Genomic DNA, 25130 nt, shown 5'->3' on the forward strand with positions numbered 1-25130 from the left:
TGTGTTGTGCCGGGCGGTACGATGAAACGAAATTGATAGCGTATGGAGTCTTACCATGCAGCATGAATCCCACACCCACGGCATCGACATGTCCGCCCTGGGTCGCACCAAGCAGAGCCTGCAGCTGGCCGACGAGACCGTGGCCATCGAAGTGCCGGGCCTGAGCCTGTTCTACGGCGAGAAGCAGGCGCTGTTCGATGTCAGCCTGAACATTCCCAAGCAGCGCGTGACCGCCTTCATCGGCCCCTCGGGCTGCGGCAAGTCGACCCTGCTGCGCACCTTCAACCGCATGAACGACCTGGTCGACGGCTGCCGGGTGGAAGGCGCGATCAACCTCGACGGCAACAACATCTACCGCAAGGGCGAGGACGTGGCCGAGCTGCGCCGCCGCGTGGGCATGGTGTTCCAGAAGCCCAACCCGTTCCCCAAGACCATCTACGAGAACGTGGTGTACGGCCTGCGCATCCAGGGCATCAACAAGAAGCGTGTACTGGATGAAGCCGTGGAGTGGGCACTCAAGGGTGCCGCACTGTGGGAGGAGGTCAAGGACCGCCTGCACGACTCGGCCCTGGGCCTGTCCGGCGGCCAGCAGCAGCGCCTGGTGATCGCCCGTACCATCGCGGTGGAGCCTGAGGTGCTGCTGCTCGACGAACCGTGCTCGGCGCTGGACCCGATTTCCACGCTCAAGGTCGAAGAGCTGATCTACGAACTCAAGTCCAAGTACACCATCGTCATCGTGACCCACAACATGCAGCAGGCCGCGCGGGTTTCGGACTACACCGCGTTCATGTACATGGGCAAGCTGGTGGAATACGGTGACACCGACACCCTGTTCACCAACCCGGCGAAGAAGCAGACCGAAGACTACATCACCGGTCGGTATGGCTAGGATTCAACGATTGAACGCCGCCTGACAGCACTTACCGGACGCGCCAAGGATTTCTCATGATCGACAAAGACAGCCTTACCCATCACATCTCCCAGCAGTTCAACGCCGAACTTGAAGAGGTTCGCAGCCATCTTCTGGCAATGGGCGGCCTGGTCGAGAAACAGGTCAACGACGCCGTCACCGCGCTGATCGAGGCCGATTCGGGCCTGGCCCAGCAGGTGCGCGAAGTCGATGAGCAGATCAACCAGATGGAACGCAACATCGACGAGGAGTGCGTGCGCATCCTGGCTCGGCGCCAGCCGGCGGCGTCGGACCTGCGCCTGATCATCAGCATCTCCAAGTCGGTGATCGACCTGGAGCGCATCGGCGACGAATCGACCAAGATCGCCCGCCGCGCCATCCAGTTGTGCGAAGAAGGCGAGTCGCCGCGCGGCTACGTGGAGGTGCGTCACATCGGCGACCAGGTACGCAACATGGTGCGCGACGCGCTCGACGCCTTTGCCCGCTTCGATGCCGAGCTGGCGCTGTCGGTGGCGCAGTACGACAAGACCATCGACCGCGAGTACAAGACCGCCCTGCGCGAGCTGGTGACCTACATGATGGAAGACCCGCGCTCGATCTCGCGGGTACTGAGCGTGATCTGGGCGCTGCGTTCGCTGGAGCGCATCGGCGACCACGCGCGCAACATCGCCGAGCTGGTGATCTACCTGGTGCGCGGTACCGACGTGCGTCACCTGGGCCTGAAGCGAATGAAGGAAGAAGTCGAGGGCAACGGCAACGGCGAAAAAGCTAATGTTCCGGGCAAACCTGACGATAAGTAGGACTGCCCCGAGAATGAACGCCCGGCCTTGGCCGGGCGTTTTCGTTTGCGGCAGCGCAACAGCACGCACCCGCGAATGATTTGACGGAGCCCCGGCATGAGCGAAGTCTTGGCAAATGGCCATCAGTCAACGTTATGCTAGCCGGGTCTTGAAGGAGTGGCGATGAGTAAAGTCAGTGTTCTGGTCGTGGATGACGCGCCGTTTATCCGTGACCTGGTGAAAAAGTGTCTGCGCAATTACTTCCCCGGCATGGTCATCGAGGACGCGGTCAACGGTCGCAAGGCCCAGGTGCTGCTGGAGCGCGAGCGTTTCGACCTGGTGCTGTGCGACTGGGAGATGCCTGAGATGTCGGGCCTGGAGCTGCTGACCTGGTGCCGCCAGCACGAAGCGCTCAAGGCCATGCCGTTCATCATGGTGACCAGCCGTGGCGACAAGGAAAACGTGGTGCAGGCGATCCAGGCCGGTGTGTCGGACTTTGTCGGCAAGCCGTTCACCAACGAGCAGTTGCTGACCAAGGTGAAGAAGGCGCTGACCAAGCTGGGCAAGCTCGATACCCTGATGGCCAGTGCGCCCACCCGCGCCACCTCCGCGTTTGCCAATGACTCGCTGTCGGCCCTGACCGGCGGCAAGGCCGAGACCGTGCGCCCGGCCGCCCCTGCTGCGGCCCCGGTGGCGGCGGCCAAGCCACTGATCAATGCGCCGCAACCGGGCGCGGCCAAGGCGGCGGCGCCGGCGGGCCGCGGACAGGGCCAGCTGCGCCTGTCCAGCGGCAACCAGGCCTGCGTGATCAAGGCCCTGAGCCTGAAGGAAGCCTTGCTGGTGGTACGCCGTGGCGAAGTGCTGCCGCAGATCCTGGAAGGCGCGGTGCTGGACCTGGAGCAGGGCGACAATGCCGAGATCGCGCGGCTCAACGGGTACCTGCATGCGGTGGTGGCGGTGGAATCCAAGCCGGACAGCGACTGGCTGCAGCTGACCTTCCGCTTTGTCGATCAGGATGCGCAGAAGCTCGACTACCTGTCGCGGCTGATTGCCCGCGGTACGGCGCTCAAGCACTTCGTGCCGGGGGCCTGACAGGCCCTTTGCTGCTCGCGGCCTCTTCGCCGGCAAGGCCGGCTCCTACAGCCGTAGGAGCAGGCCTTGCCGGCGAAGGACACACCACTGATCGCCTGCCATACCCCGCATCACTCCCCGCAACACGCCCTCCATATTCCCCTGCTAGGCTTGCTCACAGCTAACCTGTCAGATGGCCACTACCGATGCCGCCACACCTGCTGCTGTTCTGCGCCCTGTTGCTGGCTGCCGGCCCGAGCTGGGCCATGACCATCTACAAGAACACCGACGCCGACGGCGTGGTGTCCTATTCCGATCGCCCCAGCCCCGGCGCCCGTGCATTGGTGTTCCGTGATCGCATGGTCGAGCAGCTGGGCCAGCAGGTGCAGTTGCAGGTCAGCAAGTACGCCGACGGCGTGCGTTTCAGTGCCCGCAACGAGCTGCACGCCCCGGTCGAAGTGGAACTGCGCCTGGAGCGCCTGGGCAACGTGCAGAACCTGGCGCCGCGCATCGTACGGCGGGTGGTGCCGGCCCGTTCCACGCTGCTGCTCACTGCCCTCGGTGCGCGCAAGCCCGGTACCCCGGTCAGCTACCGCGAGCAGTTCAACTACACGTTGGGCAACCCCGCCCAGCGCACCCAGGCCTATCGCTACCCGTTCCCCTGGCGCGGCGGCCCGTTCCGCCTCACCCAGGGCCCCAATGGCACCTACAGCCACTTCGGCCCCAAGGGCCGCTATGCCATGGACATCGCCATGCCCGAAGGCACGCCGATCATTGCGGCGCGGGCAGGGGTGGTGATCAAGACGGAAAACACCCAGAGCGGGCGCGGTACCAACCCGGCAGGCAATTTCGTGCGGATTCTGCATGCCGACGGCACCATGGGCGTGTACCTGCACCTGATGCGCGGGTCGGTGGTGGTCAGCGAAGGCCAGCGGGTGGCCTATGGCACGCCGCTGGCAAGGTCCGGCAACACCGGCAACAGCAGCGGGCCGCACCTGCATTTCGTGGTGCAGCGCAACGTGGGGCTGGCGCTGGAGTCGATCCCATACCAGTTCAACCAGCCCATCGGCGGGCTGCCGAGCTTTACCGCCGGCAACCCGTAGGCGCGTCAATCGAGCTTGAGCACCTTGGCCAGCACTATCTTGGGCCCTTTCATCTTCTTGATGATGATGCGCAGGCCGTCGACCTCCAGCACCTCTTCTTCTTCCGGTACGCGCTTGAGCGTCTCGTAGACCAGGCCAGCAAGGGTTTCGGCCTCGATATGGTCCAGGTCCACGCCCAGCAGGCGCTCGACCTTGAACAGCGGGGTGTCGCCGCGCACCAGCAGCTTGCCGGGCTGGTAGGCGAGGATGCCGCGCTCGGTCTTGCGGTGTTCGTCCTGGATGTCGCCCACCAGCACTTCGAGCACGTCTTCCATGGTCAGGTAGCCGATCACCTTGCCATCGGCCTCTTCGACCAGGGCAAAGTGCGCGCCGCCCTTGCGGAACTGCTCCAGCAGCTGCGACAGCGGCATGTGCCGCGATACGCGTTCCAGCGGGCGGGTCAGCTCGGCCAGGTTGAACGACTCGGGCAGGTGGTCCAGCGCGGCCAGTTCCAGCAGCAGGTCCTTGATGTGCAGCAGGCCGACGAATTCGCCGCTTTCGGCGTCAAGCACCGGGTAGCGGCTGAACTTGTGCCGGCGGAACATCGCGAGGATCTCCTTGAGCGGCGCATGGGCGTCGAGGCTGACCATGTCTTCACGGGAATTGGCCCAGTCGACCACCTCCAGTTCGCCCATCTCCACCGCCGAGGCCAGTACGCGCATGCCCTGGTCGCTGGGGTCCTGGCCCCGGCTGGAGTGCAGGATCAGCTTGAGTTCCTCGCGGCTGTAATGGTGCTCGTGGTGCGGGCCGGGCTCGCCCTGGCCGGCGATGCGCAGGATGGCGTTGGCACTGGCGTTGAGCAGGTAGATGGCCGGGTACATCATCCAGTAGAACAGGTACAGCGGCACCGCCGTCCACAGCGACAGCAGTTCGGGCTTGCGAATGGCCCAGGACTTGGGCGCCAGCTCGCCGACCACGATGTGCAGGTAGGAAATCACGAAGAAGGCGCTGAAGAACGATACGCCCTTGATGACTTCAGGCGATTGCACGCCCACCGCCGCCAGCAGCGGCTCGAGCAGGTGCGCGAAGGCCGGCTCGCCGACCCAGCCCAGGCCCAGCGAGGCCAGTGTGATGCCCAGCTGGCAGGCCGACAGGTAGGCGTCCAGCTGGCTGTGTACGGTACGCAGGATATGCCCGCGCCAGCCGTTCTTGCCGGCAATCGCCTCGACCCGGGTCGAGCGCAGCTTGACCATGGCGAACTCGGCCGCAACGAAGAATCCGTTGAGCAGAACCAGCAGCAGAGCAAAAAGAATCATGCCGAAATCGGCGAACAGTGAAGCGAGGGTGATACCAGGGGAAGGGTCCATGATGGAGTTTTACGGGGTCCGTCTTCTGAAATAAGGGAGTGTGGCAATGCCAGCAGGTACTGGCGCGAGTCAGCCAATGTAGCGGCTGACTGCGCAAATTTAAAGGGCGGTCGCTCAGGAAACGGTGCGGGTTGCCACCTGAACGGGGGCGAAATGGCAGGTAAAGGTACTGCCGTGGCCCGGTACGCTGCTGATCTCCAGCCGGCCGCGGTGGCGCAGCAGTACGTGCTTGACGATCGCCAGGCCAAGGCCGGTGCCGCCGGTGGTGGAGTTGCGGCTGGAGTCGACGCGGTAGAAACGCTCGGTCAGGCGTGGCAGGTGCTTGGGGTCGATGCCGATGCCCGAGTCCTGCACGCTCAGGTGCGCGCCCTGGGCGTCGGCCCACCAGCGGATGCGGATCTGGCCCTCATCCTGGGTGTACTTGACGGCGTTGAACACCAGGTTGGAGAACGCGCTGCGCAGTTCCGCCTCGCTGCCCTTGAGGCGCACGCCCGGCTCGGCGTCCAGGGTGATGCGCTGGTTGCGCTGGCCGGACAGGGCCTGGGCATCGCCCTTGATCGACTGCAGCAGGCTGTCGATGGCCACCGGCTGATTGTCGGAGGGGTAGTCGGTGGCCTCCAGCTTGGCCAGCAGCAACAGGTCGTTGAGCAGCGTCTGCATGCGCACGCCTTGCTGCTGCATCTGGGTCAGGGCCCGCACCCAGCGCGGGTTCACCTCCTCGACGTTGTCGAGCAGGGTCTCCAGGTACCCGGCAATCACCGTCAGTGGCGTGCGCAGCTCGTGGGAGACGTTGGCGACGAAGTCCTTGCGCATCTGTTCGAGCTGGTGGATGCGGGTCACGTCGCGCACCAGCATCAGGTGTTCGTTGTTGCCGTAGCGGGTGATGTGCAGCTGGATGCGCAGGCGGTCGCTGATGGGCGAGGGGATTTCCAGCGGCTCGAGGTAGTTCTCCTGTTCGAAGTACTCCTTGAAGCGCGGGTGGCGCACCAGGTTGGTGACCGGCTGGCCGCTGTCCTGTGGGGTCTTGAGCCCCAGCAGGGTCTCGGCGGCGCGGTTCCACCACTCCAGGTTGCCGTCGCTGTCGAGCATGATCACCGCATCCTTGAGGGCGGCGGTGGACTCCTGCACGCGGTCGATAACTGCCTGCAGGCGCCCGCGCACGCGTTGGTCGCGGCGTTGCAGGTGGTAGATGCTGTCGAACACCTCGCCCCACAGGCCATAGCCGTCGGGCGGGGCCTCGTCGGGTTTGTGCTGGCGCAGCCAGTCGTGCAGGCGCAGCAGTTGCTTGAGGGTCCAGCCCAGATACACGCCAAGGCCCAGGGCCAGGCTCCAGCCGTAATGGCCGCTGATCAGCCCGGCCAGCAGGCAGACGGTGGTCAGCAGCAGCATGTGGCGAATCAGGGTGCCATGCCAGTTTTGGTTCACGGTGGGTCCTTAGGGCCCGCTGCAAGCTGCAAGCGGCAAGCTGCAAGATTGAAGCGGATCTGCGTTTGCTTTTGCTCTTACTTGAGGCTTGTAGCTTGCCGTGTTCTCAACTCTTGGTTGAGAACCGGTATCCCGTGCCGCGCACGGTTTGTACCAGATTTTCGTAGGCTTCACCCAGCGCCTTGCGCAGACGGCGGATATGCACGTCGACGGTGCGCTCCTCCACGTACACATTGCCGCCCCATACCTGGTCGAGCAGCTGGCCACGGGTGTAGGCGCGCTCCTGGTGGGTCATGAAGAACTGCAGCAGGCGGTATTCGGTAGGGCCCATCTCGGCAGGCTTGCCGTCGATGGTCACGCGGTGGCTGATCGGGTCGAGCAGCAGGCCGCCGACCTCGATCGGGGCCTCGCCATCACTGGGGCCGGCACGGCGCAGCACGGCCTTGAGGCGGGCCACCAGTTCGCGCGGGGAGAACGGCTTGGTGATGTAGTCGTCGGCGCCGACTTCCAGGCCCTGGATCTTGTTGTCTTCCTCACCCTTGGCGGTGAGCATGATGATCGGGATGTCGCCGGTCAGCTCGTCGCGCTTGAGGCGCCGCGCCAGTTCGATGCCCGAAGTGCCCGGCAGCATCCAGTCGAGCAGGATCAGGTCGGGCTTGCGGTCGACGATGATGGCATGGGCCTGCTGCGAGTTTTCCGCCTCCAGGCAGTCGTAGCCGGCCATTTCCAATGCAACGGCGATCATCTCGCGAATCGGCGCCTCGTCGTCAACGATCAGAATGTTCCTGCCAACCATGCTCAAACCTCTTCCCATTAAGGTGTCTTGGCCCGCATTAGATAACGGAATTATTGCAGTCGTGTGACAGGTCGTGTGGCCTGGCGGCAACATTCCTTGGCTGAGCTAGGCTTTAGCTCCCACCCATCACCAAAAACGGTGAATCCAATGACACGACATACGCTGAACTGGATGGCTCTCTTTGCTGTTGCAGCACTGGCCCTGCCGGGGGTGGCAGCGGCCGCGCCGGGGATGGAGAAGAACGGCGTGCTGGTCGATTCTGCCGGCATGACGCTGTACACCTTCGACAAGGATGCAGGCGGCAAATCCATGTGCAATGACGACTGCGCCAAGAACTGGCCGCCCCTCAAGGCCATGGCGGGCGACGCCGCCGAGGGCAAGTGGACGCAGATCAAGCGCGAAGACGGCTCGATGCAGTGGGCCTACGATGACAAGCCGCTGTACACCTTCGTCAAGGACAAGAAGGGCGGTGACATGACCGGCGACGGCATGAAGGACGTCTGGCACGCCGCCAAGCCATGAGGCCGGCCTTGCGCGGCCGCCCCCGGGGCGGCTAGCGCAGGGCGTAGTCCAGTACCACGCCGATGAACACCAGCAGCCCGGCCCAGTGGTTGTGCAGGAAGGCCTTGAAGCAGGCGTCGCGATCCAGGCTGCGGGTCGACCAGTATTCCCAGGCGAAGCACAGCGCCGCGCCTACCAGCCCCAGGTGGAACCAGCCACCCAGCTCGAAGCGGTTGCCGGCCATCAGCAGGCAGCCCAGCGACAGCAGCTGCAAGGTCAGGATGATGGCGCGATCGGCTTCGCCGAACAGGATCGCGGTGGACTTGACCCCGATCTTCAGGTCGTCGTCGCGGTCGACCATCGCGTAGTAGGTGTCGTAGCCCACGGTCCACAGCAGGTTGGCGATGTACAGCAGCCAGGCGATGGCCGGCAGCTCGCCGGTGGCGGCGGTGAAGGCCATGGGGATGCCCCAGGAATAGGCCGCGCCCAGCACCACCTGCGGGTAATAGGTGTAGCGCTTCATGAACGGGTAGCAGGCTGCCAGCGCCACGGCGCCGAACGACAGCCATACCGTCTGCGCATTGGTGCACAGCACCAGCACGAAACTCAGCCCCACCAGGGTCGCGAACAGGACCAGCGCCTCGCGCCCGCTGATGCGTCCGGCCGCCAGCGGGCGTTCGGCGGTGCGCTTGACGTGACCGTCGACCTTGCGGTCGGCAAAATCGTTGATCGCGCAGCCCGCGGCGCGCATCAGCACCACGCCGAACAGGAAGATCAGCACGTTGGCCACGGTGGGCGTGCCCTTGGCCGCGATCCATACCGCCGTGAGGGTGGGCCACAGCAGCAGGTAGATGCCGATCGGCTTGTCCATGCGGCTGAGCTGGATGAAGTCCCAGGCCCGGGGGTGCAGGCGATTGAGCGACTTGAGCAGGCTCAGGTACATCAGCGGTCCTCCAGGCGGGTATCGGTGGCCTGCCACAGGGCAGGCAGGAAGATCTCGGCCACAAGGATGCTCAGTTCACCCTGGTCGAACCGCGAACGGCGTGCCCACAGGCCGTCATGGCGCTGCTCGCGGGGCAACCAGGCGGCAGGGTAGTGGCACACCTCGATGGCCTGGCGGGCAAACCCGGGGCTGCAGAACAGCAACTCGCCCAGCGAACGGCTGCCCAGCGCTTCCATGTCCAGGCCGCCCTGCTGCAGGGCGCTGCGCGCGGCCACACTGCGTGCGTACACCCACGGCTGGCCATGCCCGCGCAGGTACACCTCGCGCACCCAGCCTTCGCTGCCCGGGGCCAGGCCGAGGCTGGTGCACTCGTCGGCGCGCAGCGGCTGCCAGCCCTCGTACAGGGGGGTCACGCTGAAGTGATCGGCGGATAATCGGGTCAGGCGGCGGGTCAACGAGCCCTGGTCGAACAGCCAGTCGGCGGTAAGGGGGTCGGCGCTTGCGGCCAGCGGCGTTTGCTGCTGCAGCCAGTGTGGCGCGGGCACTTGCGAGGTTTCGTACGGCACGGTAGGTATGCGGTTACAAGCCAGTGAGGCGCCGAGCTTAGCATGTTTGCCGGTTGCGCTTGCATCGCGCCACCAGCCTCAGTACAAAGCCCCCTGACGATCCATGCAGCGCCAAGACTGTAATGATCACAACCGATGTGCGTCTGGATTACTGGAGGGAGAGCGATCATGAAGAAGTGGCAATGCGTGGTATGCGGGCTTATCTACAACGAGGCCGATGGCTGGCCGGATGACGGCATTGCGCCGGGCACCTTGTGGCAGGACGTGCCGGAAGACTGGCTGTGCCCGGACTGCGGCGTGGGCAAGATGGATTTCGAGATGATCGAAATCAACTGATCATTTTTTATACAGGGAAGGGATGAAGGCATGAGCGATCCGGTGGTGATTGTCGGTACGGGGCTGGCGGGCTACAACCTCGCCCGCGAATTTCGCAAGCTCGACGACGAGACGCCGTTGCTGCTGATCAGCGCCGATGATGGTCGCTCGTATTCCAAGCCGATGCTGTCCACCGGCTTTGCCAAGGACAAGGACGCCGACGGCCTGAGCATGGCCGAGCCGGGGGCCATGGCCGAGCAGCTCAAGGCCCAGGTGCGTACCCATACGCGCATCAGCGGCATCGACCCGGGCCACAAGCGCCTGTGGATCGGCGAGGAGCAGGTGCCGTACCGCGACCTGGTGCTGGCGCTGGGCGCGCAGACCATCCAGGTGCCGGTGCAGGGCGACGCAGCCGATGCGATCTTCCCGATCAACGACCTCGAAGACTACGCGCGCTTTCGCGCCGCGGCGGCCGGCAAGCGCCGGGTACTGATTCTGGGGGCCGGGCTGATCGGCTGCGAGTTCGCCAACGACATGCACCTGGGTGGCTTCGAGATCGACATCGTCGCCCCCTGCGAGCAGGTCATGCCGACCCTGCTGCACCCGGCCGCCGCGGCTGCGGTGCAGGCTGGGCTGCAAGGGCTTGGTGTGCGCTTTCACCTGGGCCCGGTGTTGACCCGCCTGGAACGTTCGGCCGATGCCCTGCAAGCGCATCTGTCCGATGGCAGTGTGATCGTCTGCGACCTTGTGGTATCGGCCATCGGCCTGCGCCCCCGCATCGACCTGGCTGCCGCCGCTGGCCTGCAGGTCAATCGCGGGGTGGTGGTCGACCGCCACCTGCGCACCTCGCACGCCAATATCCATGCCCTGGGCGACTGTGCCGAGGTCGACGGCATCAACCTGCTGTACGTGATGCCGCTGATGGCCTGCGCGCGCGCGCTGGCGCAGACCCTGGCGGGCAATCCGACGGTGGTCAGCTACGGGCCTATGCCCATCACGGTGAAGACCCCGGTATGCCCGCTGGTCGTTTCGCCGCCGCCACGCGCCCGCGAAGGCCAGTGGCAGGTCGAAGGGCAGGGCAGCGACATCAAGGTGCTCTGCCGGGATGCCGATGGCCAACTGCTGGGCTATGTATTGACCGGTACGGCAGTGATGGAAAAGCTGGCGCTGAACCGTCAACTTCCGCCGTTGCTGGCATAAATAGCTGTCGTTCTGTCGGATATACCCTGCCATTGCCTGAACAATGGCCGCCCAGAGACTGGCGCGGCCACTGGCGGCGTGCCATTCTCACACCCGTCTGCCGCAGTTTAGAGCCTGCGGTGCCTTAGGCGCTGCCTGCAAGGCAGCACGGCATAACAACAAAAAATCCGTCAGAGGGGCTTCACCATGCGTAAACCAGAACTCGCCGCAGCCATTGCCGAGAAAGCCGACCTTACCAAGGAGCAGGCCAACCGCGTGCTCAATGCCGTACTGGAAGAAATCACCAACGCGCTGCACAAGAAAGACAGCGTCACCCTGGTAGGCTTCGGCACGTTCCTGCAGCGCCACCGTGGCGCGCGCACCGGCAAGAACCCTCAGACGGGCGAGCCGGTGAAGATCAAGGCCAGCAACACCGTGGCGTTCAAGCCAGGCAAGTTCCTCAAGGACAGCGTCAATCCGTAAGGCCGTGGGCTACTGATTGCATTGAAGAGCGGGCACCCCTACAAGGTGCCCGTTCTTGTTTGTGTGGCGGCTCCTCGCCGACAATGCCGGCGCCTACAGGAGATAACCGCCGCCTGCAGGAGCCGGCGTTGCCGGCGAGGAACCCACCGCGCAGTGCGCTATTGCCGTGCCCCGTGCTTGTGACTAGCATACGCCGCCGCCCACACCCGCGCGGCGGTGTTCCAGGGAGGGAGCGGCATGGGCAACTCATCATTCATCGAATCGTTCGGCTCATGCCTGTGAGCTGTGCGCCCCCCTATCGCTTCTACGTCTGGTTACCCTGGGTATGCCTGGTTTCGCTGCTGTGTCTGGATGTCTACCAGTACGGCCTGCGCGTGACCGGTTTCGAGCCGTTCCTGCAAATCTACCTGCTGGGCTTCGGCCTGCTTGGCTACCCCCTGTTCGCGCTGTGGGCCAGCCGCCGCCTGCACCTGGCGCCTCGGCACCTGTGGTGGGCGCCGTTGTGGTGCGTCCCTTTCTACGCACTGCCCTGGGTGCTGTATGGCCTGGTCTACCTGCTCACCGGCCGTATCGCCGGGTTGGGCCTGATGCTGATGTGGGTGGCCTTTGTGCCCTACCTGCTGGGCGCCGGCTATTTTTTCGTCACCCTGACCGCGCTGCTGCTGGCGGCGCAAAGGCGCCTGTGCAATGGATCTTGAGCTGAAGAATTACCTGGCAGGTCTCGCCGACAGCAACCTGTTCGGCAGCCTGGCCATCCTGTGCCTGTTCGCCTTGCTGCTGAACCTCGGCGAGCGCCAGCGCAACACGCGCTGGGTTAGGCTGCTGACGTTTGGCTGCCTGTTGGCGGTGGTGCTGCTGCACGGTGTGGGCACCTACTGCATGAATACCCAGGTACCGTGATGAAGGCAGTAATCGGGGTGGTATTGGTGGCCGTGCTGGCGCTGGGGGTGGGCACGCCGCTGTTCGGCAACCTGCTGATGCTGCTGATGGACCGCGACAACTTCATCCCCGCCGAATCGTCGCTGCTGAGTTTCGAGCCGTATCAGGTGTCCCAGGGCTCATCGAACTATTGGCTGTACGGCGAGGACGACCGTTACTACTACCACTTCACCCATGAGCCCACTCACCCCTATCGCTATATCGCCAAGGACAATCACTGCCCGGCGTTCGACCGTGACGATGTGCGCAGCTGGTGCAATGCGCTGCAAGGAACGCTGCCCAAATGAAGCGACAACTGCTGATCAATGTCGCCCTGCATGCTCTGGCCATCGTGCTCTACGGGGTGCTCAACGATATTGCCGTGGACTGGTACAAGGGCCACTACGGCGGCTTTACCGCCCGTGGCGTGTCCTCCGGCAGCATTGTGTTCCTGGTGATGTGGGTGTTCGTGCCGCTCAATGTGGTGCTGCCCCTGTTGACCAACTGGAAGCTCAAGTACTGGCTGGTGGCCGCGCAAATCGTGTTGATCCTCTGGTGGCTGTTGCCCGAGCACCCGGTGCGGGCGTATTTCTTCAGTTGCCTGGCGGGCGGCCTCAGCCTGTCGGCGGTGCTGATCTCGCACTGGCTGAGGCGTAAATGAGCAGCCCGACCGTAAAGCAGCAACTGTGGCGCTGGCTGGTGGTGCTGGGCGTGCTGGCGTGGGTGGGCTATCAGATTCACGCGCTGATCGAGGCACCCGGACAGACCTCGTTCGTCAGCGAGTCGGGGCGCTACCGTTTCCAGAACGTGCCGGCGCGCAGTTGGCTGATACCTTTCGGCGGCATGGGCTACATGCGCGTGACCGATCGCGAGCGCCCGGGTGAGGTCTGGCGCACGCCGCTGTACGACCTGCAGTCGCTGGACATGCGCGACTTCGAGGATGAAGCCGAAGTGGGCATCTACTGGATCAATTTCAACAAGCGCGACCGCCATTTCGACATCGCCATGCCGCAATGGGAGCCGCACTGGCTCAACAGCTTCATCGCCAATACCGACTACACCGTGGCCGAAGAACAGGCCCGCTGCCGCAAGCCCGAGCACCTGGTGCGCTACTTCTGGGACCTGTGGCTGTGGCTGGTGTGGGTCAGCGACTACCCCTGCACGCAAACCGAGTACTACATCAACCCGCCTCCGGTGTATCAGCCATGAAGTCGAGTATCCCGATGCTGCTGGCCGGCCTGCTGGCAAGTGCGCTGGCGCAGGCCGCGCCGGTTTGCCCCAGCCGCGACTTCGCGATGTTTTTCAAGGCGTTTGCCGAGGATGCGCAGCTGCAGGCCGACTTTACCGCCCATACCCTGGTCGAGCAGCGCCTCCAGGCCGGGCCCGAGGGGCCGCAACCGGTGGTACGCAAGCTCGAGCCGGCCCTGCGTCCTGATCTTTCGCAGCTGTCGTCGGAGCGGGTGGCGGCCGCCGGGCTGATCCGTGAAATCGCGCTGCCCAACCGGGTTTACCTGCGCGACCAGCGCGGCGAGGTGTTGCAGGCATTCATCTTCGAGCAGGCCGACTGCTGGGCGCTGGCGCGGGTCGAGGACTGGTCGCCGAGCGACGCGCTCAAGAGCGTGAAAACCCCCGATGATGCCGCCCCCGGCGTGCGTGCGCTGCAGCGCGGCGATGCCTACGAGCAACTGGGCCAGGGTGAAATCAAGCCCATCGACAAGCAGCTGTTCATCGCTGCGCTCAACAGCTACCTCGATGCCGTGGACCAAGGCTCTGCCTACGCTGCCTACAGCGCTGCGGCAATCAGCCTGTCGGGCATGGCGCCGCGCCTGAGCTACCAGCGCCTGGAGCAGTTGCTGCGCCTGTCGTCGGCCACTGTCCCTGAAGGGGCACTGATGCTGGCGAGCTTCTATTGCGACGAGGGCCAGTACCGCCCCGACGACAACACCTGCAAACACCCGCAGAAGGCCCTCGAGGCCTTGCGTCAGTCCGCCGCAATGGGCTCGGGCAATGCCTTCAACGAGCTGGGCAGCGTGTATGCGCGCGGTGAAATCGTGCCCGCCCAACCGGCACGCTCGCTGGCGTGCTACACCGAAGCGGTGGCGCACGGTGCAGACTGGGCGGACTTCAATGCCCAGGAGATGATCAAACGCGGCGCCCGCGCCGACAAGGACCAGCCATGCCTGTAGCCCACAACTGGCGCGAATGCCTGCAAGACCCGACGCTGAGCCCGCCCGCGCCCTGGGTCAGCTTTCCCGAGCTCGACCCGCAGGGGCTGGGCAGCCTGCAGGGCGATTTCGAACACTACTGGCGTTACTGCTGGTGGCCGTTCTGGTTGCGCCTGGGCAAGGCCCGCCAGCAGGCATACCTGCTGCGCCACAACGCACCGCGTGGCTGGGCAGAGTATCTGGCGCACATCGACCACCAGCCTCCGTCGCCCGGGCTGGCGCCACTGCCCGAACACTGGCGTGGCGACAGCCCGGTCACCCATCGCCAGTTGCTGCGCTGGGTGCTGCCGATAGTGGTGCACCTGTTTGCGGTGGTGGCCTACGTGGCGCTCAACGGCACGCTGGTGAGCTGGTACAAGCAGTACGCCGGCGGGCTGACGTCGCGCGGGGTAGCCGTTGGCATAGCGATGTACATGGTGTTCTGGTTCTTCGTCGGCATGAACCTGCTGATCGCCCTGCTGCCACGGGTGTGGGGCAAGGTACAGGCCACGGTGTTCATGGCGGCGATCATCGGCTTCTACCTGTGGCCCGAGCATCCGCTGCGGGCGCTGTTCTACAGCACACTGTCTGCCAGTGTGACCCTGGTGGCCATCGGCGCGAATGCGCAGCTGCACCGTCACTTTCTCAACCTCATCTTCAAGGGTTCGAAATGAAGCGTACCCCTCACGCCGTTGCCTTGGCGTTGTCACTGTCACTGTCACTGGCAGGCACTGCCCATGCCGCAGTACCTGCCGAAAAAACCATCGAGGGCGCAGGCGGGGCGAAGCTTTCGTTTTCCAAATGGAGCGCCGAGGAGAACGGCTGGCATGCGGTGCAGTGGCAAGGCGCCAATGGCAAGGGCTTCACCTTGTACCCGCACGAGTTTGCGCGGGATGCGATCGATGGCGACGCTTCGGCAGTGTCGCCTGACGGGCGCTTCGTGATGCTCTACCGCCTGCGCCAGTCGGGGCGGCAGTTCACGCCCCCCACGCTGCGCTGCGACATGGTGGCGATGGACACCGGTTGTGTGATGGCCACGCGGCTGGCCCAGTACTGCGTGGGCCGTTGGCAGAACGGCGCCTGGCAGCCGGAGAACAAGCTGCCCTGGGCTACCAAGCTGGAAACCCTCAAGCCGGCCAAGGTCGCAGGCCTGCTGCACAGCAGCGAGAACCGCGAGATACCCGCGCGTCACGCCGTACTGGCCGAAGAAGTGTACATGGGCCTGGATTCCTACATGGCCTGCCATGCGCCCCAGGACAACGTGCCCGGCTACAACGACATGGGCTACCTGATCGGCGACGACTGGAACCCCAACCTGATGCTGCGCATCTATCGCGCCATCGAGCCCTTTGCCCAGGGGCGTCGGGCGCTGCAGCTGAACATTGCCGATATTCTCTGGGGCTACGGCAACTCGCGCGAAGCCGGCCCTTACTACGCGCGCTATCGCCAGCAGATGCTGGAGGCCGGCGCGGCGCAGAAGATTCCGTCACGGGTGCAACTGCGCCTGGATGCGGTACCGGCTGCCGACCCCAACCGGTAGGCCGCACACCCTGACATACAGTCGCCTTCAACAAAGCGAAGTCGGCTGTAGCCTTTGGTCGCAAAAAAGCTAAACTGCGCCCCTCAGTCACTTTTCGCCTAGGGGCGCATATGAAGTTTCGTTTTCTGCTCTGGGCCATGGGTTTGCTGATGGCCCGGGCCAGCCGCAACAACCCGGCGTTCCAGCAGCAACTGAAGGACAAGGACCTGGTGTTCCAGTTGCAGACCCTCGACGGCAAGGTCGCCCGGCACTTCATCGTCAGCAACCAGCGCATCCGCAGCAAGGGTGGCACCCATGCCGAGCCTGCGTTCGCCATTGCCTTCAAGGATGCCGCCTACGGCTTCGCCACGCTGCAGGCCAAGAACAAGCAGCTGGCGTTCATGCAGGGGATTCAGGACAAGTCGATTCAGATCAAGGGCAACCCGGCCCTGGTGATCTGGTTCCAGGGCCTGATGAAGTACCTGATGCCGCGCAAGAAGAAAGCCTGAGCGCAGCGCCCAGGCTTCAGGTTGTCAGTGCGGGGTGAACTGTGACGCCAGTTCACGCAGCAGCGATTCGGCTTCAAGCACCTTGTGCACCACGTCCTCGGCCTTCTCGCGGCTGATGTTCAGGCGCTCCAGCAACGCGTCGGGGATGCGGTCGTCCGGCCCCGAGCCGATGCCGCGCGCGCGCAGCAGGCGTACCGCCACGCACACCAGGTTGGGGAAGGCGGCATGGTCGCCCGCGTAATGCGGGTCGTGCTGAAAGCGCAGGGCGGTGGCCAGCTCTTCGGGCATGTCCCAGAAGCGCATCAGCCAGGCACCGATCTGCTCGCGGCTGATGCCCAGCAGGTGCTGCTCGACATAGCTGTGGCACAGGTGCGGGTTTACCTCCAGGTGGCGGCAGATCAGCGAGAAATGCGGCGGGAACACATGCGCCAGCAGCAGGTAGCCGAAGTTGTGCAGCAGCCCGGCCAGGTAGGTCAGGCCCGACTCAGGACGCTCGGCGCGGGGCATGGCGCGGGTCAGGCCCTCGATCACGGCGGCGGTGTAGATCGATTGCTGCCAGTAGGGGGTGGTCTGCTGCGGGTGATCCTTGGGCAGGCTCAGGGTCTTGCCCAGGGCCAGGCCCAGCGCCAGGTTGATCACCAGGTCGAAGCCCAGCACCCGCACGATGGCGTCTTCCACCGAGCGGATCTTGCCGGGGGAGGCGTAGTAGGGCGAGGCGGCCCAGCTGACCACCTGCGCGGCCAGCGCCGGATCGGTCTCGACCACACCGGTGATGTCGTCGATGGTGGCGTTGGGGTCGACCCGCAGCTTGATGATCTTCTGTGCGGTCTCGGCCAGCGGCGGGATCTCGATGGTCGATTCCAGGCGCTGCTGGATGCGTCGTGCGGTAAATGCCTGCACCGCCTCGGTGATCTCCTTGCTGTCATCGGCCGGACGGTCGAGGTTGGGGCGGATCTCGCTGAGCATTACACCGAAATGCCCGGCACTGGCCTTGGCCAGCATCTTCCTGAAGTGCTCGCTGTGGATTTCCAGCAGCAGGCCGGGGGTTCCGGAATGAATCAGCAGGGCCGGCTGCTTGAGCAGGCGCTCCTCGTACAGGCACGGTGAGCTGGTCAGCGCCGGAATGGCGGGCAGGATCGTCAGGCCGTGCTTCTTGAGCATCAGTTCGAGCCGCTCGAGCGGCACGGCGGTGAGCTTGCGGCCGGTCAGCTCGGTCAGGTGGCTGAGGTCCAGCAGCTGGTTCTGCGGGAACAGCACCATCAGCGCACCGACCGCGTCGTCGAGCAGCACGGCCTGGACCTTGGCCTCGGGCGGCAGCTGCGGGTGGTCGATGACCTCGCGGTAGGCGATGCCGAGCTTGTCGAGCAGCAACCGGATAACAGACGGTGTGTGGGGGGTTGCGGTATCCAGGGCAACTTCAGTCATGGTCTGTATCCAGTATTTTTTCAGCGGCCAGTATAGCCGGCTCGATGGGGGCGGCCCGCGTCGACATGGGAGGTACGTCACACCTGGCCATATTGCTGCCCGTGGCGTAACCAGCGGTCGAGCAACGGGCTGACGTGGTCCGGCCAGCGTGCCAGCAGGGCCTGTGCAGCATCGCGCACCGCCGGCAGCAGGTCGGCGTCGCGCATCAGGTCGGCGACCTTGAACTGCAACAGGCCGGTCTGGCGGGTCCCGAGCATTTCGCCCGGGCCACGCAGTTGCAGGTCTTTCTCCGCAATGACAAAGCCGTCATTGGTTTCGCGCATGATCCCCAGGCGTTCACGCCCGATCTGCGACAGTGGCGGATGATACAACAGTACGCAGTGGCTGGCCGCACTGCCGCGTCCGACTCGCCCGCGCAACTGGTGCAGCTGGGCAAGACCAAGGCGTTCGGGGTTCTCGATGATCATCAGGCTGGCGTTGGGTACGTCCACGCCCACCTCGATCACGGTGGTGGCCACCAGCAGTTGCAGGTTGCCCTGCTTGAACTCGGCCATCACCGCAGCCTTCTCGGCCGGCTTCATGCGCCCGTGGATAAGCCCCACGCGCAACTCGCCCAGGGCACTGGTGAGCTCTTCGAAGGTGGTTTCGGCGGCCTGGCAGGTCAGCTCTTCGGACTCTTCGATCAGGGTGCATACCCAATAGGCCTGGCGCCCTTCGGCACAGGCGGCGCGCACGCGCTCGACCACTTCGATGCGGCGGCTGTCGGCCACCAGTACAGTGTTGACCGGGGTACGCCCCGGCGGCAGTTCGTCGAGCACCGAGGTGTCGAGGTCGGCATAGGCGCTCATGGCCAGGGTGCGCGGGATCGGCGTGGCAGTCATGATCAGCTGGTGAGGGCACAACTGGCCGCCCACGCCTTTCTGGCGCAGGGCCAGGCGCTGCTGTACGCCAAAGCGGTGCTGTTCGTCGATGATCGCCAGCGCCAGGTTGTGAAACTTCACCTCTTCCTGGAACAGCGCATGGGTACCCACCACCATTGGCGCGCCGGCGGCGATCTGCTCCAGCGCGGCGGTGCGCGCCTTGCCCTTGAGCTTGCCGGCCAGCCAGGCGACTTCGATGCCCAGCGGTTCGAGCCAGCGCTTGAAGGTGACGAAGTGCTGCTCGGCAAGAATCTCGGTGGGGGCCATCAGCGCCACCTGGTAGCCGGCTTCCAGCGCCTGCAAGGCAGCGAGCGCGGCGACCACGGTCTTGCCGGCACCCACATCGCCCTGCACCAGGCGCAGCATCGGCTCGGGCTGGCTGAGATCGTAGGCGATCTCGTTGCCCACGCGCTGCTGTGCGCCGGTCGGAGCGAAGCCCAGGTTGGCCAGGTATTGGGCCGCCAGCCTGCTCGCCCTGGGCAACACCGGTGCCCGCTGGGCGCGCAGGCTCTCGCGCAGGCGCTGCTGCGACAGCTGGTGGGTCAGCAGCTCTTCGAAGGCCAGGCGGTGCTGGGCCCAGTGGTGGCCCACGGCAAGCTCTTCGACATCGGCATCGGCCGGCGGGTGGTGCAGGTAGCGGATAGCATCGGCCAACGGTGCCAGCTGGTAGTCGCGTGCCAGTTCCAGCGGCAGCCAGTCGGGCAGGCTGCGCGGGCCGAGCAGGCCCAGGCTCTGCTGGCACAGCTGGCGCAGGCGCTGCTGGGTGAGACCTTCGGTGGTCGGGTAGATCGGGGTCAGGGTGGTATCGACCGGGGGCGGTTCGTCGCCGGTCAGGGCGCGGTACTCGGGGTGGTAGATCTCCAGGCCCGAGGCGCCGGGGCGCGCTTCGCCGTAGCAGCGCAGGTGGGTGCCGCGCTTGAGCGCTTCTTTCTGGGCGTTGCTGAAGTGGTAGAAGCGCAGGCTCAGCGAACCTGTGCCATCGCCCAGGCGCACCAGCAGGCTGCGGCGCCTGCCCATGGTCACGTCGGTGCCACTGACCACGCCTTCGATCACTGCATCCTGGCCCGGGCGCAGGGCGCCGATCGGCACCACGCGGGTGCGGTCCTGATAGCGCAGGGGCAGGTGGAACAACACGTCCTGGATGTTCTCCAGGCCAACCTTGGCCAGCTTCTCGGCCAAGGCTTCGCCAACGCCCTTCAGTGCCGTGACCGACACCTTCGACAACTCGGTCATGCTCGGGCCCTAAGGTGCGGCGGGTGGCTTGGCCACCGAACACAGGCGGATCGAGTCGGCCAGAATCTCGATGGCCTTGGGCCGCGGGAAGCTCGCGCGCCAGGCGATCGCCACGGTGCGAAACGGTGCCGGCGGGCTCAATGGGCGGACTTCGATGATGCCCGGCGCGTAGTGATGGCTGTGCACGGCCGACAGCGGCAGGATCGACACGCCCAGCCCCGAGGCGACCATGTGGCGGATGGTTTCCAGCGAGCTGGACTCCACCGTGGTGTGCTTGGCGCCGTCGTTGCCCTTGGTCAGGGTCGGGCAGGCCTCCAGCACCTGGTCGCGGAAGCAGTGGCCTTCGCCGAGCAACAGCAGGCTCTTGTCGTTGAGCAGGCTGGCGTCGATGGTCTCTTTCTTTGTCCAGGGATGCTCGCTGGGCATCAGCACGTAGAACGGCTCGTCGTACAGCGGCAGCGTCAGCACGTCGGCTTCATTGAACGGCAGGGCGATGATCACCGCGTCCAGCTCGCCGTTGCGCAGCTTGTCACGCAGGATATGGGTGAAGTTTTCTTCGATGTACAACGGCATCTGCGGGGCAACCCGGTGCAGTTGCGGAATCAGGTGCGGGAACAGGTACGGGCCGACGGTATAGATGGCCCCGACCTTGAGCGGCGCGGTCAGCTGGTTCTTGCCGGCCTGGGCCAGTTCACGGATGCCCTGGGCCTGCTCCAGTACCTTCTGCGCCTGGGCCACGATGCCTTCGCCGACCGGGGTCAGGCGCACCGCGCTCTTGCTGCGCTCGAAGATCAGCACGCCCAGCTCGTCCTCCAGCTTCTTCACGCCCACCGACAGGGTCGGCTGGCTGACGTGGCAACGCTCGGCCGCGTGGCCGAAGTGCTGTTCCTGAGCGAGGGTGACGATGTAGCGCAATTCTGTGAGGGTCATAACGTGCGTCCATGAAGTTGCGAGCCCAGCATAGCGGCTGCAATCGATAGACGCACGTTATCAGACTTGCGTGCGTGTGACAGAAACAAACAACTCAGCGTTTCTTGTCCAGCGAGTACACGAACGGCGCGACCACTTCGATACTGCCGTTGTTGAGCAGTTCCTGAGGCGGCTTGGGCACGGGTTGAGCCTTGCGGATCATTTCCAGGGTTGCCCGGTCCAGTGCCGCGCTGCCTGAACCACCGGCCAGCGAGTACGATAGGATCTTGCCTTCGGCGTCGACCACGAAGCGCAGCCGGTTGATGCCCTGCAGGCCCCGCCGACGCGCGTCTTCCGGGTAGCGCTTGTACTTGCCAAGGTGACGCAACAGGTCGCTCTGCCAGGTCGGCAGGGCATTGCTGTTGGCGGCGATGCTTGGCGCCGGTGCTGCGGATTTCTGCGCCGGAGCGTTGCTTGGCGGGGAATCCACGGTTTCCTGGTCGACCGGCTTGTCCTGCGGCGGCTCCGGTTTTTTCTCCGGTTTCGGAGGCTGGGGCTTGGCCTTGGGCTTGGGCGGTGGCTTGGGTATCGCGATTTTCGGTTTGGGCGCTTCTGCCACCTTGGGCAGTGGTGGCTCCTCGACCGGCGTCGGCGGCTGTGGCGGGGCCACGACCTTCGGTGGCGGTGGTGGGGCCGGCTCGGGCATCGGCGCCATCTCGATCATCATCGCCGCAGGCGGCAGTTCGATTGCCTGGGGCACCGACCAGTTGAGCATCAGCACCACGGCAACGGCATGCACGGCCAGCACAATCGCCAGGCTGACGCCGTAGCGCGCCAGTTTATGCCGCGTATTGGTCATTTCTTGGCTGCCGTCTCAAGTCCCACCAGTCCGACCTTCAAGTAGCCGGCTGCGCGCAGGGTGTTCATGACTTCCATCAGGTCGCCGTAATCGACACCCTTGTCAGCCTGGAAGAAGATGGTGGTGTCCTTGTCGCCCTTGGTCTTGGCGTCCAGTACCGCACCCAGCTGGTCGCGTTGCACCTGATCGTCGCCGACGTACAGGTTCTGGTCGGCCTTGACGCTGAGGAACACCGGCTTCTCCGGCCTGGGCACGGGCTTGGCGGTCGAGGCCGGCAGGTCGACCTTGATGTCGACCGTGGCCAGGGGCGCCGCCACCATGAAGATGATCAGCAGTACCAGCATCACGTCGATGAACGGCGTGACGTTGATTTCGTGGTTCTCGGCGAGATCGTCGCCGCCCTCGTTAAGATGCAGGCCCATGGTTTACCCCACTTTCACCATGTGTGGCGCAGCGGAACGCTCGCCTGGCTGGTGGTCCAGGTCGCGGCTGACCAGCAGCAGCACGTGCGCCGAAGCGTCGGAAACCTGTGCCTTGTAACCGGCGATGGAACGGGCGAAGACGTTGTAGATGACCACTGCGGGGATCGCGGCAACCAGGCCCAGGGCGGTGGCCAGCAGGGCCTCGGCGATACCGGGTGCAACCACCGCGAGGTTGGTGGTCTGGGTCTTGGCGATGCCGATGAAGCTGTTCATGATGCCCCACACGGTACCGAACAGACCGACGAACGGAGCGGTGGAGCCGATGGTGGCAAGCACGCCGGTACCGCTGCTCATGTTGCGACCGCTGGCCGCGACCAGGCGCTCGAGGCGGAAGCTCACGCGCTCCTTGATACCTTCTTTTTCACGGGCATTGGCCGACAGGTGCATTTCCTCGAGGGCATCGTGCACCAGCAGGTGTGCCAGGGTGCCGGGCTTGTCGGCGGTTTCGCTGGCGCCCTTGATGCTGGTGGCCTTCTTCAGCAGGGCGATTTCAGAGCGCAGGCGGCGCTTGGCGCCCATCAGTTCGAAGCCCTTGGCAATCCAGATGGTCCAGGTGATCAGCGAGGCGATGGCAAGGCCGATCATCACGATCTTCACCACGATGTCGGCGTTCTGGTACATGCCCCATGGCGACAGGTCGTGGGCCATGCCCAGGCTGGTGTCTTCGACCAGCGCTTGGGTGGCGTCGTCGGCCTGGCCTTCGACAGGGGCAGCGCCCGGCGCGGCGGCGGCATCCGCAGGCTCGGCGCCCGGGGCAGCAGGTGCGGCCGGGGTAGCATCGGCAGGGGCAACGGCGGCGGCCGGTGTGGCGTTCTGTGCGGCGGGCTCATCGGCCATGGCGGCGGGGGCCAGTACCAGGCTGAACATCAGCGCGGCAATGGCGCGCCAGGCGCGCGACAGGGTTGGCGAAGCGGAAGGTTGAATACGTGTCATGCTGGCCGGACCTGATGAAGAAGAAATGGGTGGTTGTCCTTCCAGGCCTCGAGTCGGGCCGAGAACAAAATTTGGGCGGCCATTATTGCAAGTAATTCTTGTTAACAGAAGATACACAGTATCTTTTTTTGCATATTAACTAGCCGCCTATCGATTTCCACAGATAGGCTGTGGCTTTGTCTGACGGAGTGTGCGGATGTCTTCGCCTTCAGTTCTGATCGTCGGTTGCGGCGATGTGGGTGGCCGTCTGGCCCAGCAATTGCTGGGCCTTGGCTGGTCGGTAAGCGGTTTGCGCAGAAATGTGGCGGCCTTGCCCGCGGGGGTTGCCGGCATCGCGGCAGACCTGGAAAACCCGCAGTGCCCGACCGATTGGCCTTTGGTCGCACCCGACTACCTGGTGTACTGCGTGGCCGCGAGCCAGCATGACGAGGCGGGCTATCAGGCGGCTTATGTACAGGGCCTCAAGCATGTACTGGGCTGGCTGGCCGAGCGTGGCCAGCGACCGCAGCGCCTGCTGTTCGTGTCCAGCAGCAGTGTGTTCGCCCAGCAGGACGGCGAGTGGATCGATGAAACCGCCGCCACCTTGCCGTCAGGTTACTCGGGGCAGGTCATGCTCCAGGCCGAACAGCTGGCACTGGCCAGCGGCATCCCGGCCAGCATCGTGCGCCTGACCGGTATCTACGGGCCGGGCCGCGAATGGCTGCTCAGCCAGGTGCGCCAGGGGTATCGGGTGACCGAAGAGCCGCCGCTGTACGGCAACCGCATCCATGCCGAGGACGCGGCAGGGCTGCTGGCCTTCCTGCTCAAGGCCGATGCGGCGGGGCGTGCGCTGGAGGACTGCTACATCGGGGTGGACGATGCACCGGCGCCATTGGCCGACGTGGTGGCCTGGTTGCGCGAGTACATGGGCGTCACGCATTGGTCGGAGCAGCAGCGTGTGCGGCGCACCGGCAGCAAGCGCTGCAGCAATGCGCGTGCCCGGGCACTGGGCTGGGTGCCACAGTACCCGAGCTACAAGGAAGGCTACGCGGCGATTCTGGCGGCGCAACCCTGAGGGCTCACCTGATCAGTCGCGCTCGAGCAGCCATTGCCGGGCGCCGGGATACAGCTGCGGCATCTCGTCTGGTTGGGCGCTGTTGAGGGCACGCAGGATTTCCAGCGTCTTGCCATCACGCTTGAAAATCCACGGGTTGCCCTGCTGGTTGCGCTCCAGCCACAGGCTGTCGTACTCGCCGCTCATGCTGGCGCAGTCGCCGGCCAGGCACAGTGCGTAGCGGTCCAGATTGGGCAGGCCCTCGACACTGCCCGTGTCGCCGAAGCGCACGACATTGCCCTGACCAGGGCCCTCGATCACCTTCCAGTCACCCTTCAGGTAGGCGCCGTACAGCGCCTGCTCGAAGGTGGTCCCGGTGCGGGCTTCCATTGGGGCGGGAGAGCTGGCCTTCTGGAAGCTGTGCTGCGGCGCCATCGGGGTGGCGTGCTGCACCAGTTCGTCGCCATCCAGGCTCAGCGTCTGTATCTCATTCCCCGGGAATACCACGTCCCGCTGTTTTTCGCCGGCCTTGAGCTGGCCTTCGACGATCTCGAAACCGTTGGTGTAGCTGGCCTGTTCGGCCGCGACGTTGACCTTCCATTCCAGGTTGCCGCCGCTGTCCTGCAGCGCCTTGCGCAGGCTCACGCCTTTGGCGGCAGCATCGATGGCCTGCTGGTTGATCCAGATGCCGTTGTAGTCTTCGGGTTTGTGGCTGGCGCAGCCGCTCAACAGTGCGGCGGCCAGAGCCAGGGCAAGCGCGTGGCGCATG

At 64.9% G+C, this 25130-nt stretch carries 30 protein-coding genes; 18 read left to right on the forward strand and 12 right to left on the reverse strand.

Features of this window, described 5'->3' with window-relative positions; translation table 11 throughout:
• The first annotated feature begins 55 nt into the window (after nucleotides 1-55).
• The 4 genes from pstB to ACPRTJ_RS10650 all read left to right on the forward strand — a co-directional run bounded on the left by pstB (nucleotide 56) and on the right by ACPRTJ_RS10650 (nucleotide 3863).
• Entirely contained in the window at nucleotides 56-889 is an 834-nt protein-coding gene (pstB, locus tag ACPRTJ_RS10635) for a phosphate ABC transporter ATP-binding protein PstB (protein WP_043861544.1), read from the forward strand.
• A 56-nt stretch (nucleotides 890-945) separates the two neighbouring features.
• On the forward strand, nucleotides 946-1710 hold the full coding sequence (gene phoU, locus ACPRTJ_RS10640; RefSeq protein WP_043861545.1) for a phosphate signaling complex protein PhoU: 765 nt from the start codon (nucleotides 946-948) through the stop codon (nucleotides 1708-1710).
• A 162-nt stretch (nucleotides 1711-1872) separates the two neighbouring features.
• Nucleotides 1873-2781, forward strand: a complete 909-nt coding sequence (locus tag ACPRTJ_RS10645; protein ID WP_088513972.1) for a response regulator — start codon at nucleotides 1873-1875, stop codon at nucleotides 2779-2781.
• Nucleotides 2782-2966: 185 nt separating this feature from the next.
• Nucleotides 2967-3863, forward strand: a complete 897-nt coding sequence (locus ACPRTJ_RS10650) for a peptidoglycan DD-metalloendopeptidase family protein (protein ID WP_278929023.1) — start codon at nucleotides 2967-2969, stop codon at nucleotides 3861-3863.
• A gap of 5 nt (nucleotides 3864-3868) precedes the next feature.
• Here the strand turns inward: ACPRTJ_RS10650 and ACPRTJ_RS10655 are convergent, their stop codons facing one another.
• The 3 genes from ACPRTJ_RS10655 to phoB all read right to left on the reverse strand — a co-directional run bounded on the left by ACPRTJ_RS10655 (nucleotide 3869) and on the right by phoB (nucleotide 7430).
• A complete protein-coding gene (locus ACPRTJ_RS10655) occupies nucleotides 3869-5209 on the reverse strand; it encodes a hemolysin family protein (protein WP_043861548.1) in 1341 nt (446 codons plus the stop codon).
• 114 nt (nucleotides 5210-5323) lie between these two features.
• A complete protein-coding gene (gene phoR / locus ACPRTJ_RS10660; protein ID WP_213085772.1) occupies nucleotides 5324-6598 on the reverse strand; it encodes a phosphate regulon sensor histidine kinase PhoR in 1275 nt (424 codons plus the stop codon).
• A 142-nt stretch (nucleotides 6599-6740) separates the two neighbouring features.
• Nucleotides 6741-7430, reverse strand: coding sequence for a phosphate regulon transcriptional regulator PhoB (gene phoB / locus ACPRTJ_RS10665; RefSeq protein ID WP_028942483.1), 690 nt, complete (start codon nucleotides 7428-7430; stop codon nucleotides 6741-6743).
• Nucleotides 7431-7577: 147 nt separating this feature from the next.
• On the opposite strand from phoB, the gene ACPRTJ_RS10670 reads away from it, so the two are divergent.
• A complete protein-coding gene (locus tag ACPRTJ_RS10670; RefSeq protein WP_100634848.1) occupies nucleotides 7578-7952 on the forward strand; it encodes a COG4315 family predicted lipoprotein in 375 nt (124 codons plus the stop codon).
• A 31-nt stretch (nucleotides 7953-7983) separates the two neighbouring features.
• Here the strand turns inward: ACPRTJ_RS10670 and ubiA are convergent, their stop codons facing one another.
• Both ubiA and ACPRTJ_RS10680 read right to left on the reverse strand, forming a co-directional pair.
• Nucleotides 7984-8874 (reverse strand): 4-hydroxybenzoate octaprenyltransferase, encoded by an 891-nt coding sequence (gene ubiA / locus ACPRTJ_RS10675; protein WP_054916464.1) that lies wholly within the window; start codon nucleotides 8872-8874, stop codon nucleotides 7984-7986.
• Nucleotides 8874-9440, reverse strand: a complete 567-nt coding sequence (locus ACPRTJ_RS10680; protein ID WP_043861552.1) for a chorismate--pyruvate lyase family protein — start codon at nucleotides 9438-9440, stop codon at nucleotides 8874-8876. The genes ubiA and ACPRTJ_RS10680 overlap by 1 nt, the downstream gene beginning before the upstream one ends.
• Nucleotides 9441-9608: 168 nt before the next feature.
• On the opposite strand from ACPRTJ_RS10680, the gene ACPRTJ_RS10685 reads away from it, so the two are divergent.
• From ACPRTJ_RS10685 to ACPRTJ_RS10740, 12 genes are all read left to right on the forward strand, one after another.
• A complete protein-coding gene (locus tag ACPRTJ_RS10685) occupies nucleotides 9609-9776 on the forward strand; it encodes a rubredoxin (protein WP_007954349.1) in 168 nt (55 codons plus the stop codon).
• Between the two features lie 30 nt (nucleotides 9777-9806).
• Nucleotides 9807-10955: an NAD(P)/FAD-dependent oxidoreductase gene (locus ACPRTJ_RS10690; protein ID WP_426428803.1), complete on the forward strand. Its 1149-nt coding sequence runs from the start codon at nucleotides 9807-9809 to the stop codon at nucleotides 10953-10955.
• Between the two features lie 186 nt (nucleotides 10956-11141).
• Nucleotides 11142-11417 (forward strand): HU family DNA-binding protein, encoded by a 276-nt coding sequence (locus tag ACPRTJ_RS10695; protein ID WP_008366879.1) that lies wholly within the window; start codon nucleotides 11142-11144, stop codon nucleotides 11415-11417.
• Between the two features lie 272 nt (nucleotides 11418-11689).
• Nucleotides 11690-12115, forward strand: coding sequence for a hypothetical protein (locus ACPRTJ_RS10700; protein ID WP_058541951.1), 426 nt, complete (start codon nucleotides 11690-11692; stop codon nucleotides 12113-12115).
• Nucleotides 12105-12317, forward strand: coding sequence for a hypothetical protein (locus ACPRTJ_RS10705; RefSeq protein WP_043861554.1), 213 nt, complete (start codon nucleotides 12105-12107; stop codon nucleotides 12315-12317). The genes ACPRTJ_RS10700 and ACPRTJ_RS10705 overlap by 11 nt, the downstream gene beginning before the upstream one ends.
• Nucleotides 12317-12643 carry a hypothetical protein gene (locus ACPRTJ_RS10710; protein ID WP_058541950.1) on the forward strand — a complete coding sequence of 109 codons (327 nt, stop codon included), beginning with the start codon at nucleotides 12317-12319 and terminating at the stop codon, nucleotides 12641-12643. Before ACPRTJ_RS10705 ends, ACPRTJ_RS10710 begins: the two co-directional genes overlap by 1 nt.
• Entirely contained in the window at nucleotides 12640-12996 is a 357-nt protein-coding gene (locus tag ACPRTJ_RS10715) for a hypothetical protein (protein ID WP_043861556.1), read from the forward strand. Before ACPRTJ_RS10710 ends, ACPRTJ_RS10715 begins: the two co-directional genes overlap by 4 nt.
• Nucleotides 12993-13544 (forward strand): hypothetical protein, encoded by a 552-nt coding sequence (locus tag ACPRTJ_RS10720; protein WP_052504257.1) that lies wholly within the window; start codon nucleotides 12993-12995, stop codon nucleotides 13542-13544. Before ACPRTJ_RS10715 ends, ACPRTJ_RS10720 begins: the two co-directional genes overlap by 4 nt.
• Nucleotides 13541-14521: a sel1 repeat family protein gene (locus tag ACPRTJ_RS10725; RefSeq protein ID WP_426428805.1), complete on the forward strand. Its 981-nt coding sequence runs from the start codon at nucleotides 13541-13543 to the stop codon at nucleotides 14519-14521. Before ACPRTJ_RS10720 ends, ACPRTJ_RS10725 begins: the two co-directional genes overlap by 4 nt.
• On the forward strand, nucleotides 14512-15213 hold the full coding sequence (locus tag ACPRTJ_RS10730) for a hypothetical protein (protein WP_058541948.1): 702 nt from the start codon (nucleotides 14512-14514) through the stop codon (nucleotides 15211-15213). The genes ACPRTJ_RS10725 and ACPRTJ_RS10730 overlap by 10 nt, the downstream gene beginning before the upstream one ends.
• The gene (locus ACPRTJ_RS10735) at nucleotides 15210-16079 is read left to right on the forward strand and encodes a hypothetical protein (RefSeq protein WP_153002517.1); all 870 of its coding nucleotides are present in this window, start codon (nucleotides 15210-15212) and stop codon (nucleotides 16077-16079) included. Before ACPRTJ_RS10730 ends, ACPRTJ_RS10735 begins: the two co-directional genes overlap by 4 nt.
• 110 nt (nucleotides 16080-16189) lie before the next feature.
• Entirely contained in the window at nucleotides 16190-16567 is a 378-nt protein-coding gene (locus tag ACPRTJ_RS10740; protein WP_043861558.1) for a helicase, read from the forward strand.
• A 24-nt stretch (nucleotides 16568-16591) separates the two neighbouring features.
• Here the strand turns inward: ACPRTJ_RS10740 and ACPRTJ_RS10745 are convergent, their stop codons facing one another.
• The 6 genes from ACPRTJ_RS10745 to exbB form a co-directional block, all read right to left on the reverse strand.
• A complete protein-coding gene (locus ACPRTJ_RS10745) occupies nucleotides 16592-17992 on the reverse strand; it encodes an aminoacyl-tRNA deacylase and HDOD domain-containing protein (RefSeq protein ID WP_058541946.1) in 1401 nt (466 codons plus the stop codon).
• Between the two features lie 77 nt (nucleotides 17993-18069).
• Nucleotides 18070-20145, reverse strand: a complete 2076-nt coding sequence (gene recG, locus ACPRTJ_RS10750) for an ATP-dependent DNA helicase RecG (RefSeq protein ID WP_043861560.1) — start codon at nucleotides 20143-20145, stop codon at nucleotides 18070-18072.
• A 9-nt stretch (nucleotides 20146-20154) separates the two neighbouring features.
• Complete coding sequence (locus ACPRTJ_RS10755) at nucleotides 20155-21075, reverse strand: hydrogen peroxide-inducible genes activator (protein ID WP_043861561.1); 921 nt, start codon at nucleotides 21073-21075, stop codon at nucleotides 20155-20157.
• Between the two features lie 94 nt (nucleotides 21076-21169).
• On the reverse strand, nucleotides 21170-21913 hold the full coding sequence (locus tag ACPRTJ_RS10760; protein WP_043861562.1) for an energy transducer TonB: 744 nt from the start codon (nucleotides 21911-21913) through the stop codon (nucleotides 21170-21172).
• Nucleotides 21910-22335: a TonB system transport protein ExbD gene (gene exbD / locus ACPRTJ_RS10765; RefSeq protein ID WP_043861563.1), complete on the reverse strand. Its 426-nt coding sequence runs from the start codon at nucleotides 22333-22335 to the stop codon at nucleotides 21910-21912. Before exbD ends, ACPRTJ_RS10760 begins: the two co-directional genes overlap by 4 nt.
• Nucleotides 22336-22338: 3 nt before the next feature.
• Nucleotides 22339-23328: a tonB-system energizer ExbB gene (gene exbB / locus ACPRTJ_RS10770; RefSeq protein WP_426428808.1), complete on the reverse strand. Its 990-nt coding sequence runs from the start codon at nucleotides 23326-23328 to the stop codon at nucleotides 22339-22341.
• Between the two features lie 196 nt (nucleotides 23329-23524).
• Between exbB and ACPRTJ_RS10775 the strand changes: the two genes are divergently transcribed.
• Nucleotides 23525-24382 (forward strand): SDR family oxidoreductase, encoded by an 858-nt coding sequence (locus ACPRTJ_RS10775; RefSeq protein ID WP_043861565.1) that lies wholly within the window; start codon nucleotides 23525-23527, stop codon nucleotides 24380-24382.
• Nucleotides 24383-24394: 12 nt separating this feature from the next.
• Here ACPRTJ_RS10775 and ACPRTJ_RS10780 read toward each other — a convergent pair whose 3' ends face one another.
• The gene (locus ACPRTJ_RS10780) at nucleotides 24395-25129 is read right to left on the reverse strand and encodes a hypothetical protein (RefSeq protein WP_043861566.1); all 735 of its coding nucleotides are present in this window, start codon (nucleotides 25127-25129) and stop codon (nucleotides 24395-24397) included.
• Nucleotide 25130 lies beyond the last annotated feature (1 nt).

Origin of the sequence: Pseudomonas palmensis, assembly GCF_049942755.1 — a bacterium.
GTDB lineage: Bacteria > Pseudomonadota > Gammaproteobacteria > Pseudomonadales > Pseudomonadaceae > Aquipseudomonas > Aquipseudomonas palmensis.

What these genes read in the sequence shown, in the direction of transcription:
- pstB (WP_043861544.1), top strand. Translation starts at nt 56, where the DNA reads ATGCAGCATGAATCCCACACCCACGGCATCGACATGTCCGCCCTGGGT.
- phoU (WP_043861545.1), top strand. Translation starts at nt 946, where the DNA reads ATGATCGACAAAGACAGCCTTACCCATCACATCTCCCAGCAGTTCAAC.
- ACPRTJ_RS10645 (WP_088513972.1), top strand. Translation starts at nt 1,873, where the DNA reads ATGAGTAAAGTCAGTGTTCTGGTCGTGGATGACGCGCCGTTTATCCGT.
- ACPRTJ_RS10650 (WP_278929023.1), top strand. Translation starts at nt 2,967, where the DNA reads ATGCCGCCACACCTGCTGCTGTTCTGCGCCCTGTTGCTGGCTGCCGGC.
- ACPRTJ_RS10655 (WP_043861548.1), bottom strand. Translation starts at nt 5,209, where the DNA reads ATGGACCCTTCCCCTGGTATCACCCTCGCTTCACTGTTCGCCGATTTC.
- phoR (WP_213085772.1), bottom strand. Translation starts at nt 6,598, where the DNA reads ATGCTGCTGCTGACCACCGTCTGCCTGCTGGCCGGGCTGATCAGCGGC.
- phoB (WP_028942483.1), bottom strand. Translation starts at nt 7,430, where the DNA reads ATGGTTGGCAGGAACATTCTGATCGTTGACGACGAGGCGCCGATTCGC.
- ACPRTJ_RS10670 (WP_100634848.1), top strand. Translation starts at nt 7,578, where the DNA reads ATGACACGACATACGCTGAACTGGATGGCTCTCTTTGCTGTTGCAGCA.
- ubiA (WP_054916464.1), bottom strand. Translation starts at nt 8,874, where the DNA reads ATGTACCTGAGCCTGCTCAAGTCGCTCAATCGCCTGCACCCCCGGGCC.
- ACPRTJ_RS10685 (WP_007954349.1), top strand. Translation starts at nt 9,609, where the DNA reads ATGAAGAAGTGGCAATGCGTGGTATGCGGGCTTATCTACAACGAGGCC.
- ACPRTJ_RS10690 (WP_426428803.1), top strand. Translation starts at nt 9,807, where the DNA reads ATGAGCGATCCGGTGGTGATTGTCGGTACGGGGCTGGCGGGCTACAAC.
- ACPRTJ_RS10695 (WP_008366879.1), top strand. Translation starts at nt 11,142, where the DNA reads ATGCGTAAACCAGAACTCGCCGCAGCCATTGCCGAGAAAGCCGACCTT.
- ACPRTJ_RS10700 (WP_058541951.1), top strand. Translation starts at nt 11,690, where the DNA reads ATGCCTGTGAGCTGTGCGCCCCCCTATCGCTTCTACGTCTGGTTACCC.
- ACPRTJ_RS10705 (WP_043861554.1), top strand. Translation starts at nt 12,105, where the DNA reads ATGGATCTTGAGCTGAAGAATTACCTGGCAGGTCTCGCCGACAGCAAC.
- ACPRTJ_RS10710 (WP_058541950.1), top strand. Translation starts at nt 12,317, where the DNA reads ATGAAGGCAGTAATCGGGGTGGTATTGGTGGCCGTGCTGGCGCTGGGG.
- ACPRTJ_RS10715 (WP_043861556.1), top strand. Translation starts at nt 12,640, where the DNA reads ATGAAGCGACAACTGCTGATCAATGTCGCCCTGCATGCTCTGGCCATC.
- ACPRTJ_RS10720 (WP_052504257.1), top strand. Translation starts at nt 12,993, where the DNA reads ATGAGCAGCCCGACCGTAAAGCAGCAACTGTGGCGCTGGCTGGTGGTG.
- ACPRTJ_RS10725 (WP_426428805.1), top strand. Translation starts at nt 13,541, where the DNA reads ATGAAGTCGAGTATCCCGATGCTGCTGGCCGGCCTGCTGGCAAGTGCG.
- ACPRTJ_RS10730 (WP_058541948.1), top strand. Translation starts at nt 14,512, where the DNA reads ATGCCTGTAGCCCACAACTGGCGCGAATGCCTGCAAGACCCGACGCTG.
- ACPRTJ_RS10735 (WP_153002517.1), top strand. Translation starts at nt 15,210, where the DNA reads ATGAAGCGTACCCCTCACGCCGTTGCCTTGGCGTTGTCACTGTCACTG.
- ACPRTJ_RS10740 (WP_043861558.1), top strand. Translation starts at nt 16,190, where the DNA reads ATGAAGTTTCGTTTTCTGCTCTGGGCCATGGGTTTGCTGATGGCCCGG.
- ACPRTJ_RS10745 (WP_058541946.1), bottom strand. Translation starts at nt 17,992, where the DNA reads ATGACTGAAGTTGCCCTGGATACCGCAACCCCCCACACACCGTCTGTT.
- recG (WP_043861560.1), bottom strand. Translation starts at nt 20,145, where the DNA reads ATGACCGAGTTGTCGAAGGTGTCGGTCACGGCACTGAAGGGCGTTGGC.
- ACPRTJ_RS10755 (WP_043861561.1), bottom strand. Translation starts at nt 21,075, where the DNA reads ATGACCCTCACAGAATTGCGCTACATCGTCACCCTCGCTCAGGAACAG.
- ACPRTJ_RS10760 (WP_043861562.1), bottom strand. Translation starts at nt 21,913, where the DNA reads ATGACCAATACGCGGCATAAACTGGCGCGCTACGGCGTCAGCCTGGCG.
- exbD (WP_043861563.1), bottom strand. Translation starts at nt 22,335, where the DNA reads ATGGGCCTGCATCTTAACGAGGGCGGCGACGATCTCGCCGAGAACCAC.
- exbB (WP_426428808.1), bottom strand. Translation starts at nt 23,328, where the DNA reads ATGACACGTATTCAACCTTCCGCTTCGCCAACCCTGTCGCGCGCCTGG.
- ACPRTJ_RS10775 (WP_043861565.1), top strand. Translation starts at nt 23,525, where the DNA reads ATGTCTTCGCCTTCAGTTCTGATCGTCGGTTGCGGCGATGTGGGTGGC.
- ACPRTJ_RS10780 (WP_043861566.1), bottom strand. Translation starts at nt 25,129, where the DNA reads ATGCGCCACGCGCTTGCCCTGGCTCTGGCCGCCGCACTGTTGAGCGGC.